Origin of the sequence: Pseudoalteromonas aurantia 208, assembly GCF_014858725.1 — a bacterium.
GTDB lineage: Bacteria > Pseudomonadota > Gammaproteobacteria > Enterobacterales > Alteromonadaceae > Pseudoalteromonas > Pseudoalteromonas aurantia.
The window spans coordinates 1,286,847-1,300,066 of sequence record NZ_AQGV01000012.1 but is presented as its reverse complement, the minus strand read 5'-3'; the positions used below and the strand labels follow the sequence as shown (position 1 = coordinate 1,300,066).

The window sequence follows — 13,220 nt, the reverse complement described above, 5'->3', positions numbered from 1 at the left end:
TTTATACTGATAATAACGTTATCCTAGCTTGCTCTTGATGTTTCATAAATGCATAATAATCGGTATTCATTCCGGCATTATCAAACTTATTAAGCGAGATAAAGTGCAAGTTCATGACGTTGATTTAAGATTGCTAAGAATATTCGTTGCAATTGTTGAGTGTGGCGGCTTATCAGCTGCCGAATCACGCTTAAATATTGGCCGTTCCACTATCAGTTCGCATTTATCAGACCTAGAAGTTCGCCTTGGGATCAAGCTGTGTAAAAGAGGCAGAAGCGGCTTTGAATTAACCGAACCCGGCAGAGTCACATATCAAGCATCGCTTGAGCTCCTGCAACAGTGTGAGGCTTTTACCACCACCATTGCCAGTTCAAAAAATGAACTATCTGGTAGAGTCACTATTGCGACAATAGACACTATGGTGAGTGATCCACGCTGTGGGGTCGCACGCGCTATTTCAGCGCTGAGAGCGCAAAGTGAACATATCCAATTTGATATCAATGTGTGTGAGGCCAAAGAAGTCGAAACATCTGTCATGAATGGGCGTTCTTTAGTCGGGCTTGGCGTCAGCAGGCATCATATAAGGGGTCTCGATTACCATCCACTGTATAACGAGAATAACTATTTATATTGTGGTGTTGGCCACCCTCTTTTTGCTTGCAACCCATCAGATGTTGAACGGCATCTACAAAGTGCAGAGGTCATTACCAGTAACTATACTCGAGATAAAGAAACAAGAAATGATGGTCTCAACTACCAAAGTACGGCTATTGCCTATCACGACGAAGGTATTGCGCATTTGATCCTATCAGGTGATTTTATAGGCTATTTACCAGAGCATTACGCCAGTTATTGGGTAGACAAAGGGCTATTTAAACCAATTCTACCTAGTCGATACTCATATCAGATCCCTGTTGTGATGATAACGTCAAAAAACAACCTAGCCTCTCCCTTGGCCAACGCCCTCGTTAAAGAAATTATACGTTGCCATAAAACTGGCCAATAATTTGTTATCCTCATTTTTCCGGTATGTGGTAGATACGTATTTTTGATTAAGTATTTACCACCATTCGAATTCGTAAACAGAGTAATCTTAGCTACACTCAATAAAAGTATATGCAACAAGCGGTTTCTTGAATGAAAGAATGTTGTGGTTTTATGATTTCTCTTTTTTTGGCGTTTTATCCACTTTTTACAACCGCTAAGATGTCAGATGAGGCATTTAGTGAACTACGAACACAAATTAGTACTGCCAGTAGAAAGTCTCCACTGGCCGGTATTGTTAAAGTGGATGAACTCATGGTACATCACAGCTTAAGCCTTGTACCAGCTCAACGAATCAGGTTGCTATATTTAAAATCTTGGTACCAAATTAACGCCGATCGTATCAAAGAAGCAATGAATACATTAGCTCAAGCACGGTTACTTGCCAGAGAAATTGAAGAGCCGGGTATTTTGTATAGCTACTACAGTATTTCGGCAAGTGCGTTTTCCAATGTAGAACTTTATGAACTTGCACTGGAAAATAACTTAAAAGCGTATGAAGAAGCCCCTTTATTAAAAAGTACTGAATTTATTCATCAGACAGAAAACAACATTGGCCATATTTATTTAAAACTTGGTTTATTGGACGAAGCACAAAACTATTTTCAACGGTTTTATGAATCAGCATTAGCCTTAAATCAGCTTTCACAACAAAGCACAGGGCTTAATAATCTTGGAGAAGCAGCATTTTTAAAAGGTGAATTGGATAAAGCACTTGACCTTCATACCCAAGCTTTAGTGATCCGTCAGACCCATGGCTACGAATATCATGAATCATGGTCACTTTACAATTTAGGCCGTGTGTATATAAAACGAGAAGATTACCAACAAGGTGAAAAATACCTCACGCAAGCAATTGATAACTGGCGCAAGCAAAACGCCGTATCAAAAACGATTCAGCCCAAGCTTGAGCTCGCTAAAGCATACATACAACAACAAAGAACTGATGAAGCAATCGATATGCTTAAAGAAGTGGTCGACATCGGCTACCAATACCAACAATTTTCAGCGCTACAAGAAGCGTTAATGTTACAAAGTAAATTGACGCGTAAAGAAGGTTTATTGGCTGATGCCCTTATTGCACTTGATAAATATAATCTTGTAGCGAAAAAGTTTACACAGAAGCAAGCCTCAATAGGGTTAGCGTATATGGTATCGCAAACTGAATTACAAACAAAAGAAACTGCGCTTAAACAACTAGAACAACAACACCAGTTAACGTTATCCATGGCACGTGCGCAACAACAACGAGATTTCATATTGCTGATCAGTGCTGTAATAATTATTCTTATTTCAAGTTTTTTTTTATATCGTCTAAATAAACGCAAGCATCAATTACAGACATTGGTAGAGCAACTGGAAGCGACACAAGACAAATTAATTGAGTCAGAAAAAATGCGTGCTATGACCACCTTGGTCTCTGGTATGGCACATCAACTCAATACGCCTCTTGGTTTAGTCATCACTGCAAACTCGACTCTGCAAGCCCAAGTAAACACTCTCACTACCCAATTTTCTGAGCAAACTCTTACACAAAAAAAGCTTGCTGATTTCATTGGCGGCTCTACTGAATTGTTAGCCCTTAGCCAAAATAACACTGAAAAAGCGGCTGATTTAATTCAGCGCTTTAAAATGATGTCTTCAAAATTACAAATTAGCGAACTCAGCACGTTTACCTTGGTGCCTTTCTTAGAAGATAATATCGCAAGTTTGGTAAAAACTCATAAACACGCATTTTCGTCTCATGTTAATGGAGCTGACATAGAAATAACGAACTACAAGTCGGTGCTATTAAAAGTTATCACACAACTTGTCGAGAACTCCGTCAAACACGGCTTTGGCAATACAGTCACACCGCGTATCGATGTGCAAATCGTTCATATAGATGATAACAACGTTATGATCCACTACAAAGACAACGGTTCGGGGATCCCTAAGACAAAGCACAAACAAGTATTTGACCCATTTTATACGACTAGGCTCGGAGAAGGCAGCCTAGGACTGGGCCTCAATATTATTTATAATTCTGTCGTCCACATTATGAAAGGCGACGTAGAATGCACTGATGACAGCGAAGGCGCTCATTTTGTGATTAGTATCCCTGTCAATGTACAGCGCACAAGCTTAGTAGATTCATCCGACTCTGCACAGCTGTAACCTTAACCTCATCAATGTTTGTGATTTATGGTATCAAGTTTGACTTTTCAGCAAGAATATTCCGTTGTTCTCTTTTCATTGCGGCTGCTTCATGTGCCACTAACTGGCTGAGCTTATTCGCTGGCAGTGCAAAACTGTCCGCTGAAGATATCTCAATACTACAATTAGTTAGAACACTTTTAAACACATAGCTAGCCCGGGGCATATGAAAATCGGAGGTAACTAATATGATATGATAAATTCGAGCCTGTTTAAGGATACGCTGCGATAATGTGGCGTCTTCATATGTATATCGACTCAATGCATTTTCCAAAAACGCCTGCTTAGGCACACCTTTTTTAATCATATAGTTGCGCAGGTACTCAGCATGTGCAATGTTTGTTCTATTAAAATGATCGCCAAATCCGCCAGTACACAACAACTTATGGCTTCGCTTTGCATCAAATACAGTCAATGCGTGATCACAGCGCGAAATGGCAATTTCCGAAAGGCTACCATCATCATTATTTGGGCTACCAAGCAAAACAATCGCTGAATTCATTTAGCCTCCTCTGAATAGTTTATAAATGTTCAATCGCTGCCCACATATCATGAACTAATTCACCACAGACAGACAAAACCGAGGCCAGTAATAGCGTCGCCATTATGTAGTTAAAACATCGCCGATGCTTTTGAGTCTGCAATGTTTTCTTTAATAAAGTGCCAAATATAAGCCATACTCCAACACACGGAAACGCAATAACTAAAAAGACTAACGCAATCAACACATTTTGCGATAAATACGCATCTCCTGCATTCGTAAAAGCCACTATTGCCCCGCTGGCGACTACCCACGCTTTTCCATTAACCCATTGAAACAATGCACCGTTCATAAATGTTAAAGGCTTAGCACGTGTTATTGACTGCATATCAGTATTAGATTTTGCAATGAGCCAAGCCAGATACACTAAATACACAACCCCAACACACTTTATAAATAACTGTAACGAAGGAAATAGCACAAACAACTGCCCAAACCCAAATCCAACGAGTAACAACATTGTTGCAAACCCGACGCTTATCCCTATTAATAATGGCATACTCCTACGTACACCAAAATTAACACCAGAGGTAAGGACTAATACATTATTTGGTCCAGGTGTAATCGAAGATGAAATAGCAAATAACACAACTGCTAATAAGTTGTCCATGTGAGGCCTTACAAAGTTCAGATTAACGACAAGAAAGCGTCATATATAGACATTCATTGTATGGAATTGTGCCAGGGTATGTAGCAAACCTAAAACCCGCTTTTTCATACGCACGAATAGCACTTAAATTATGCATTAACACAAACAAAGATACTTCTTCTAAATGGAAAAGTGTACGTCCTTGTTTTATGAGTAACGAGATCAGATGATTGGCGATACCTTCGCCTCTATGTTGTGGCGAAACACTTAAACGTCCTAAATGACACCGACCAAGCCGTTCATAAACTTGACCGAATGCGAAACACTCTTCTTTATTATCAACCAAAACATAAGATGACACTTTATTAAGGTTTAAATTTTTCTTGAATGATTCAAAATTAAATGGAAACGGAAAACTAGGGCCAGCCCACTCTCGAACAGCTTGCTCATCTTCAAACCACAGCATAAGTGTACGTAACTGTTTTTCAGCTGGTATTACTAATTCCATATTTTGATCCAACTTGCATCATATCGTTATAAATCACTTGAGTTTACAAAACATAATGGCCTAAAAAAAAACCGTGATCAATGGGCCTCATTAAGACTATATACTGCGACTCATCAAAAAATCAAACCGTGTCTGCGTGGCGCACAGTAAAATGAGGTGTGTTATACCGTACCAAAAATTTTGTCTCCAGCATCACCAAGTCCTGGCACAATATATCCCTTTTCATTTAAGTGACTATCTAACGATGCGGTATATATTTCAACATCAGGGTGTGCACTGAGCGTTGCATTAATGCCTTCCGGAGCCGCAACCAATATCACCGCTTTTATTTTCTTACACCCGGCTTTTTTAAGCATATCTATCGTCGCAATGAGTGAACCACCCGTTGCTAACATCGGATCAATCACCAAGCTCAAGCGTTCATCAATTTTACCCACCAACTTCTCAAAATACGGTACCGGTTCAAGCGTTTCTTCGTTTCGTTGTAACCCTACAACACTTACTTTTGCCGCTGGTATTAGCTCCATAACGCCATCCATCATGCCTAACCCCGCTCGTAATATAGGCACAACCGTGATTTTTTTTCCATGTAACTTAGCAACTTGAATGTCACTGCCTTCCCACCCTTTTATTGTTTGAGTTTCTAAAGGGAGATCTTTTGTTGCTTCATACGTTAATAAAGTGCCAATTTCAGCAACCAATTCGCGGAAGCTTTTCGTGCTGATCCCTTGCTGTCGAAGCAACGCAAGTTTATGTTGAACTAGAGGGTGATTAATTGTGTGTAAAGCCATCAAATTTTCCATATTTACAGTAATGGCATTATTATAGAGGTAATTAGTAGGCAGTGTACTTTACACGTAAAAAATATTTCCAAAGAAGGTGGTGTAAAATACACAATGGTTTGTGCTAACAGACCATTGTGATTTTTTATTATAGGGATTCGAAAAACTGCTCTGGTGTACTTCTAATTGGCTTAGTGCAAGTTACAGTAGGTGTACCTAAATATAAATACCCTACAATCTCATCTTCTGCTTTCATACCTAAAAGCGCTTTAACTTTTGGGCTTTGTGCAAAATACCCAGTGCGCCATACACCTGATAAATGCTGTGCGAATGCAGCTTGTTGCATAGCAAACACGCTGCACGCGGCACTTTCTATTTGTTCGATACGCGGCACCTTTGGGTGCTCTTGAAATGGGCAAATGGCAATAATTAACATAGGCGCTCTTTGAGGAAGCGCTCTAGCACGATTAATAATGCGCTCTTCCTGCTGCTCTTCAACAGCGGCCTGATAATATATGTCACCCAGTTTATCCCTATCATCACCTTCAACAAGAATAAATCTCCATGGCTTAAGTGAACCATGATCAGGCACTTTTAACGCTGCTTTTTTTATTATCTCTAGTTGTGCTTGTGATGGCCCAGGAAATGATAAATTGCTATCTGATTGGCGCGTGGTTAAGAGTTCAATGGCATCCATGATAACAAACCTTTAATGAGTAATGAGTGTTATTTAGGATACCATCATATGTGTGGCTGGGCTATGACAACTCGATATAAATCATTTATTTATATCCTAACAAATTCCTATTAATTACCCTTATTGACGAGTTTACGTTTCAACCAAAAATCAACACTCACAAATCGCCCTCCACCACTGAATATCAGACTAAGCAACATCGCAAAATAAATCGCAGCAAATTCTATCCCATTGTTAAGTACAGCTATCGACCCTTTTTCATACAAGTAATCTGGGAATCCATGCTCACTAACAATGCCCTTTATTCTATCTAATCGCTCCCCGACCTCTAAGCTATTATCTAAACTTTCTTGAGCGCCTGGTATGTTCAACCACTCAAATACTTGAGCGGCGCTTGTATCAGGGTTCGTAGGAGCAATAGCAAACCAGCCATTGTGCCAATGCACTGTAGTTGCAGCAATAAACATTGTAAACATAAGTGGAATCGCGGCAATTCTTGTAAAAAGGCCGATTAAAATTAGCCAGCCACCTAAGAATTCAGACCAACCTGCTAGAAATGCCAATAAGTCAGGAAACGGTAATCCTAACCCCCACTCACTATTGCCAAACCATGCCACAACATTTGAGTCTGCCAACAAAGTACTTGGAAAACTTATATCCTCATTCGCTAAATTCAATTTATTGAACCCAGCTATAATCATGATTGGGGCTAGTATCAGCCGAAATAATAACGGGGGGAACCCATCTAAAACGTATATTTTGTCTAGAATTTTTTGATAAAGGGCGTGAATTTGTAACAGCATGTGCGGCCTTCTGATAGTTATATTTAAAACTTAGTTATCAGTGTAGACCGCATTTTGAAAAATTTTATTGCACAAGAATAAAGAAAAAAGTATGAGTTTTATCTTTATATCACCCTAGCGACCTGTAGCGCTTCATAAATCGCTCGTTTAGCATCTATTGCGCTTGCCAATTTGGCGCCGCCGATAACATGTTGATTATCGGGTAAAGCTTCTTTGTTAAATAGCTTATCATTTGATACTTGCCCGATACACGCAATGACAGTATCAACCTCTAGCCAAGTTTCTTTGCCATTAATACTTACCAACAGTCCCTTATCTGAAAAAGCAACATATTCACACCCAGCAATTTGCTCAACATCATGGTGCTTTGCTACTTGTCGATGTATCCACCCCGTTGTTTTACCTAAATCACTGCCGAATCGACCGTCACTGCGCTTTAACATATAGAGCTTGCGAGGGTCTTTGGTTTGGTTTGCTTCACATTCTATTCCCCATTGCAGCTTAAAATCATCAATTGACTGCTCGGGTGTTTCTGCTAGAAACGCCACCATATCAAACCCAATACCACCGGCACCCAAAATGGCGATTCGCTCGCCGAGCTCCACCTCACCTCTAATTACCTCATCATACGCATACACCTGTTTCCCGTCTGTACACTGTATTGGAGATAAACGAGGCGTTACACCGGTTGCAAACACAACATCATCATATTTGCTGAGCATTTCTTCGCTATATGCGGTATCAAGCGTCAAATTTACCTTTAGCCGTTGAAGTTCAGACAAGTAAAATGCCAATGTCTTTTTAAAATCTTCTTTACCCGGAATTTGCATAGCAAGATTGAACTGACCACCTGGATGCGTATTCTTATCAATTAAAGTGACCTTATGGCCTTTTTTTGCCAAATAGTAGCTCACCGACAACCCAGCAGGACCTGCACCGACTACTAATACGTCCTTCGGCTTTTCAGCGAGTTCTAGTGGATAATCTAGCTCAAACCCTGCCTGTGGATTTACCAAACATGTCGCACGTTTTCCCTTAAAAACATGATCTAAACACCCTTGATTGCAGCCAATACAAATATTAATTTGTTCACTGTGATTATTGCGGTATTTGTTAAAAAACTCAGGGTCTGCCAATAGTGGCCGAGCCATTGAAATTAAATCGGCTTCGCCATTGTGTAATATATCATTGGCAATATCGGGCGTATTAATGCGGTTAACAGCAATGACAGGAATATTTACTACATCTTTCAAGCGCTTTGATGCTTCTTTAAATGCGCCTGGTGGAACCATGCTCGCTATCGTTGGAACACGTGCTTCGTGCCACCCTATCCCAGTATTGAGAATATCAACCCCCGCCGCCTCGAGCGCCTTTGCTTGAGTTGTTACCTCTTCAGGCGTTGAACCATTCGGAATTAAATCCATCACTGACAGCCTAAAAATGATCATGAACTTATCGGATACATTTTCCCTAACAGCTTTGACTATCTCAAGCGCTAAACGCATCCTATTGTCTAAGTTACCACCGTATTTGTCACTGCGTTTATTGGTATGACTGGCCATAAACTCATTGATCAAATATCCTTCCGATCCCATTACTTCCACCCCATCATAACCGGCTTTCTCCGCAAGTTTTGCCGAATGCGCGAAAGCTTTAATAGTGCTTTGGATCATGTTCAATGACATGCTTTTAGGCTTATATGGATTAATGGGCGCCTTTACTGCACTTGGTGCAACATTAAAAGGATGATATGCGTAACGCCCTGCATGTAAAAGTTGCAGACAAATTTTAGCCCCATGTTGATGAACTGCACGTGTGTAGGCTCGGTGTTTAACAACATCATAGTAGCTATTAAAAGAAGAAGAAATTGGCGTCAACTTTCCTCTAATATTCGGGCTATACCCTCCAGTAATAATCAGTCCAGTGCCACCTTTAGCTCTGGCCTCATAAAATGCACTTAAACGCTTTCGGTTATGCCATCCCTCTTCTAACCCTGTGTGCATTGAACCCATAACTAAGCGATTACGTAATTCTGTGTGTTTTAATTCTATTTTTTTTTCTAACATTACCTGCCCCGGCTAACTGGTCTAACCTGTGCAACATTATCAATTTCCCATGAATTAGCAAGTACCTTAAGAAGTAAATTAATTGTTTATTTCCATTAATGACGTTTTATTGCTAAGTTTCTCACGCTATTGATACATTTTTAGGATATTTAGACGTCTATAAATACTTCGTTACGTTTTTATCGTTACACCTTTATATTTTCTGAGGTAATATCACAATAGCGAACATTTTAGGTACTCCTATATATTGAGGTCTGATTTTGAATTTAATTGGTAAACTTTTTAAAGGGCTATGGCATGGCCTTAACTTTTCTCGCCGCCTTGTCTTGAATTTGTTATTTTTAGGCATAATTGTTGGCGTTGTGATAAGCGCATCAAGTACAAAAGATGAAGTTGTTATTGATGACAGCAGCGTACTTCGACTCAATTTACAAGGTGCGTTAGTTGAAGAGCTTACATATGTTGATCCCTTTGACGCAGCATTAAATGATGCAACCAACTCTAACGATCAGCCTAAAGAAATTTTATTGGATGACGTTTTACGTGTGATCAATGAAGCAAAGCATGATAACCGCATTCAAGTCTTATTACTTGATTTAAAAGGCTTGCGAGGTGGGCACTTAGACAAACTACGCAGCATTGCAAATGCAATAGAAGCCTTTAAAGAGTCGGGTAAACAAGTTTTCGCCCATGGTTCATATTATTCACAAGGCCAGTATTATTTGGCATCAAAAGCAGATTCCATTTCTCTACACCCATATGGTGGTGTTGATATTCGCGGTTTTGCAACATACCCACTGTATTTTAAAGATGCATTGGAAAAATTAAAAGTGACGCAACACATTTTCCGCGTAGGTACATATAAATCGGCTGTTGAACCTTTTATTCGCAACAACATGTCTGAACCCGCAAAAGAAGCGAGTAAACTTTGGTTAAATGAACTTTGGACACAATACAAACAAGACATTGTGGCTTCTCGATCATTTGATGTGTCAAACTTTGATGAAACAACAGAGCAGTATTTAACAAAAATAGAGCGAGTTAATGGTGATTACGCACAGTATGCACTGTCAAATGGCTGGGTCGATACATTAAAAACAGATCAACAATTGCAACAAGAACTGATTGAGTTAGTCGGAAAAAACAAATCAGGCAAAAGCTATAAACAAGTATCATTCAGTAAATACCTAAACTACATCACACCAGCAGTTGATATGGTAAACCCGGTCACCGAAAAAGTGGCAGTTATCGTAGCAAGGGGTAACATTGTTGACGGTAAGCAAAAAGCGGGTCGTATTGGCGGAGAGTCAACCGCTGCATTACTTAAAAAAGCACGTCTTGACGACAAAGTTAAAGCTGTTGTACTTCGTATTGATTCCGGTGGTGGCAGTATGTTCGCCTCTGAAATAATCCGTAATGAGGTACTTGCTATTAAAGAAGCAGGAAAACCGGTTGTCGCCTCGATGGGGTCAGTGGCAGCATCTGGCGGTTATTGGATAGCCACATCCGCAAACGAAATTTGGGCATCACCAAGTACAATTACTGGGTCCATTGGCGTATTTGGTCTAATAATGACCTTTGAGAATGCACTAAATGATTTAGGTGTTTATTCTGATGGTGTAGCAACTACCGAGTTACACGATATTTCACTGTCACGCGGTTTAAACCCACAACTAGCCCAAGTACTCCAGCTTGGGGTAGAAAACGCCTATGACAAATTTATTAGTGTGGTGGCAAACTCTCGAGGCCTTGAAAAATCGGCTGTTGATAAAGTCGCACAAGGGCGTGTTTGGACTGCAACACAGGCGAAAGAGTTTGGTCTTATTGATAACTTAGGTGACAAAAAAGACGCAATTTCTGCCGCAGCCAAGCTCGCAAACTTAGAGTTTTACGACATCATCACTATTGAACAAACATTATCTGAGAAAGAGTTATTACTAAGAGAAATTTTTGGCTCAGCCATGGTTCACGATACACTCAGTGCACTCGCACCACAATCGAGTTTATTAAAATTAATAGAGCAAGGCTTTGGCAATATAAGCACTGATTTAAGTCACCATCTCACGACGTTATCACAAATGAATGACCCTAACGGTATCTATACACAATGTGTGGTATGCCAGATAACATATTGATCATTCGCTGCAATAATTAGCGACACTTGATATACTAAGCCCAGAATCGATTCTGGGCTTTTTAATATGAAAAGAAAAAAAATATACATCGCTTATACCGGTGGTACCATCGGGATGAAGCAATCTAGTCGTGGTTATATACCTGCCGAAGGCTATTTAACTGAAACGGTAAAAAGCAACGCTGAGTTCACGCGTGAAGAAATGCCGCTTTTTGATATTCATGAATATTGCCCGTTAATCGATTCTTCTGATATGTCACCTCATCATTGGCAATTGATTGCAGATGACATTAAAGCCAAATATGATCAATACGATGGATTCGTTGTGCTACACGGTACCGACACCATGGCATATACCGCGTCAGCTTTGTCTTTCATGTTTGAAAATCTAACCAAACCGGTCATTGTGACAGGCTCACAGATCCCTTTATCTCAACTTCGTTCTGATGGACAAGTGAACCTATTAAATGCAATGTACTTGGCGGCCAACTATCCAATTGCAGAAGTCAGCTTGTTCTTTAACAATAAGCTATTCAGAGGCAATCGCGCCACCAAAGCACACGCAGATGGCTTTGACGCATTCTCTTCTCCTAACTTGCCCCCCCTTGCACAATCAGGGATCAACATAAAACTAAAAGAGGGTAAGTTAAGTCCTTATGTAGAGCAAGCACTGCAAGTGACGCCTATCACGCCTCAACCTGTGGGCGTGCTCTATCTTTACCCTGGGATCAATATAAATATTGTCAATAATATCCTTGACGGTGATATACGCGCACTCATTTTACTGAGCTTTGGTGTTGGTAATGCACCACAACAACCACCATTTCTAAATGCTTTAAAAGCAGCGTATGACAGAGGCGTCGTTATTGTAAACTTAACTCAATGTATTCAAGGTCAAGTAAATATGGGCGGTTATGCTACAGGAAATGCCCTTCTCAACTGTGGTGTGATCAGTGGTTATGATATGACACTAGAAGCGTGTATCGCCAAATTGCATTATTTATTCAGCCAACAGTTAGAAATTGAAACTGTCAGGCATTTAATGCAAGACAATTTAAGAGGTGAAATAACTCGGTAACTGTGTGGATATGTTAATAGGCTGATTATCATTAAAGCGTAATGAATAATAAATGTTTAATTCACCGGCAGTGACAAGACGATTTATCAAATGCAAAGACAGTGTTACTGGGGCTTCACTGTCTTTGTTATTAGGGTGCCCAGCTTGATTAAAATGTTCACTTTGCTGAACAACACCATAAACATTAATGTAATTTTAAATGCATTGACACACAACTCATATGACAATGGTTAATACCAGAAAATGTTTCTTTATTTGTATAAATTGAAACGGTTTTTCTGCAATTTAACTGCCAAAAGAACGCTAACAAAGGTGCTGCAATTGGAATGTGACTCATTTAGGTAAGCCCATGTACTGCTATTTCCACACAGTGCAGGCTTACCAATTAAAAACACCATAAACTCTTATTGGGTACAGTGACCATTTTTTGCAAAGTATGATGAAACAACCACTTGGCTAGATGACTTGAAACCTGCATTTGGTAAAGAGAAATGCTTCTGGCTGGTTTGGAGTACAAAGCAATGTAACAGAAAACTCAGGTGATATGGAAAAGAGCCAAGCATTAGCACTTTTTACAAAGTGCGATCCCGCTGGGCCCATCACGGAAGTGACTTTTAATTAATCAATAATAACATAAGCGTTCTGAACAAACTCCTTTGCTTTGGAGCTGATCTTAAGCCAGTTGCTGTCAATCTGCTCACCCAGAGGTTTTACAATTAAAGCAGCCAAAGGTTCACATAAGACTGTTGTAGGCATACCTGAATGGCAAATTGCTAACGCGT

The 13,220-nt window shown here is 39.9% G+C and carries 11 protein-coding genes; 4 read left to right on the top strand and 7 right to left on the bottom strand.

Going from position 1 to position 13,220, the window contains the following annotated elements; genetic code table 11:
* The first annotated feature begins 103 nt into the window (after positions 1-103).
* Both PAUR_RS09410 and PAUR_RS09405 read left to right on the top strand, forming a co-directional pair.
* Positions 104-1,006 (top strand): LysR family transcriptional regulator, encoded by a 903-nt coding sequence (locus PAUR_RS09410; RefSeq protein WP_192507506.1) that lies wholly within the window; start codon positions 104-106, stop codon positions 1,004-1,006.
* Positions 1,007-1,158: 152 nt separating this feature from the next.
* A complete protein-coding gene (locus tag PAUR_RS09405; RefSeq protein WP_192507505.1) occupies positions 1,159-3,201 on the top strand; it encodes an ATP-binding protein in 2,043 nt (680 codons plus the stop codon).
* Positions 3,202-3,226: 25 nt separating this feature from the next.
* On the opposite strand, the gene PAUR_RS09400 is transcribed toward PAUR_RS09405, so the two are convergent.
* From PAUR_RS09400 to PAUR_RS09370, 7 genes are all read right to left on the bottom strand, one after another.
* On the bottom strand, positions 3,227-3,742 hold the full coding sequence (locus PAUR_RS09400; protein WP_192507504.1) for a YdcF family protein: 516 nt from the start codon (positions 3,740-3,742) through the stop codon (positions 3,227-3,229).
* A gap of 19 nt (positions 3,743-3,761) precedes the next feature.
* Positions 3,762-4,391, bottom strand: coding sequence for a LysE family translocator (locus PAUR_RS09395; RefSeq protein ID WP_192507503.1), 630 nt, complete (start codon positions 4,389-4,391; stop codon positions 3,762-3,764).
* A 22-nt stretch (positions 4,392-4,413) separates the two neighbouring features.
* A complete protein-coding gene (locus PAUR_RS09390; protein WP_192507502.1) occupies positions 4,414-4,878 on the bottom strand; it encodes a GNAT family N-acetyltransferase in 465 nt (154 codons plus the stop codon).
* A 161-nt stretch (positions 4,879-5,039) separates the two neighbouring features.
* Positions 5,040-5,669, bottom strand: a complete 630-nt coding sequence (upp, locus tag PAUR_RS09385) for a uracil phosphoribosyltransferase (RefSeq protein WP_192507501.1) — start codon at positions 5,667-5,669, stop codon at positions 5,040-5,042.
* Between the two features lie 139 nt (positions 5,670-5,808).
* On the bottom strand, positions 5,809-6,357 hold the full coding sequence (locus PAUR_RS09380) for an NAD(P)H nitroreductase (RefSeq protein ID WP_192507500.1): 549 nt from the start codon (positions 6,355-6,357) through the stop codon (positions 5,809-5,811).
* 110 nt (positions 6,358-6,467) lie between these two features.
* Positions 6,468-7,160 (bottom strand): HvfX family Cu-binding RiPP maturation protein, encoded by a 693-nt coding sequence (locus PAUR_RS09375; RefSeq protein ID WP_192507499.1) that lies wholly within the window; start codon positions 7,158-7,160, stop codon positions 6,468-6,470.
* A 104-nt stretch (positions 7,161-7,264) separates the two neighbouring features.
* Positions 7,265-9,226, bottom strand: a complete 1,962-nt coding sequence (locus PAUR_RS09370) for an FAD-dependent oxidoreductase (protein ID WP_192507498.1) — start codon at positions 9,224-9,226, stop codon at positions 7,265-7,267.
* A 260-nt stretch (positions 9,227-9,486) separates the two neighbouring features.
* Between PAUR_RS09370 and sppA the strand changes: the two genes are divergently transcribed.
* Positions 9,487-11,361 (top strand): signal peptide peptidase SppA, encoded by a 1,875-nt coding sequence (gene sppA, locus PAUR_RS09365; RefSeq protein ID WP_192507497.1) that lies wholly within the window; start codon positions 9,487-9,489, stop codon positions 11,359-11,361.
* A 66-nt stretch (positions 11,362-11,427) separates the two neighbouring features.
* Positions 11,428-12,438, top strand: coding sequence for an asparaginase (ansA, locus tag PAUR_RS09360; RefSeq protein ID WP_192507496.1), 1,011 nt, complete (start codon positions 11,428-11,430; stop codon positions 12,436-12,438).
* The last annotated feature ends 782 nt before the right edge of the window (positions 12,439-13,220 follow it).

Excerpts from the sequence above, each read along its gene's own strand:
- PAUR_RS09405 (WP_192507505.1), top strand. The coding sequence starts at position 1,159 with ATGATTTCTCTTTTTTTGGCGTTTTATCCACTTTTTACAACCGCTAAG.
- PAUR_RS09400 (WP_192507504.1), bottom strand. The coding sequence starts at position 3,742 with ATGAATTCAGCGATTGTTTTGCTTGGTAGCCCAAATAATGATGATGGT.
- ansA (WP_192507496.1), top strand. The coding sequence starts at position 11,428 with ATGAAAAGAAAAAAAATATACATCGCTTATACCGGTGGTACCATCGGG.
- PAUR_RS09390 (WP_192507502.1), bottom strand. The coding sequence starts at position 4,878 with ATGGAATTAGTAATACCAGCTGAAAAACAGTTACGTACACTTATGCTG.
- upp (WP_192507501.1), bottom strand. The coding sequence starts at position 5,669 with ATGGCTTTACACACAATTAATCACCCTCTAGTTCAACATAAACTTGCG.
- PAUR_RS09395 (WP_192507503.1), bottom strand. The coding sequence starts at position 4,391 with ATGGACAACTTATTAGCAGTTGTGTTATTTGCTATTTCATCTTCGATT.
- PAUR_RS09370 (WP_192507498.1), bottom strand. The coding sequence starts at position 9,226 with ATGTTAGAAAAAAAAATAGAATTAAAACACACAGAATTACGTAATCGC.
- PAUR_RS09380 (WP_192507500.1), bottom strand. The coding sequence starts at position 6,357 with ATGGATGCCATTGAACTCTTAACCACGCGCCAATCAGATAGCAATTTA.
- PAUR_RS09375 (WP_192507499.1), bottom strand. The coding sequence starts at position 7,160 with ATGCTGTTACAAATTCACGCCCTTTATCAAAAAATTCTAGACAAAATA.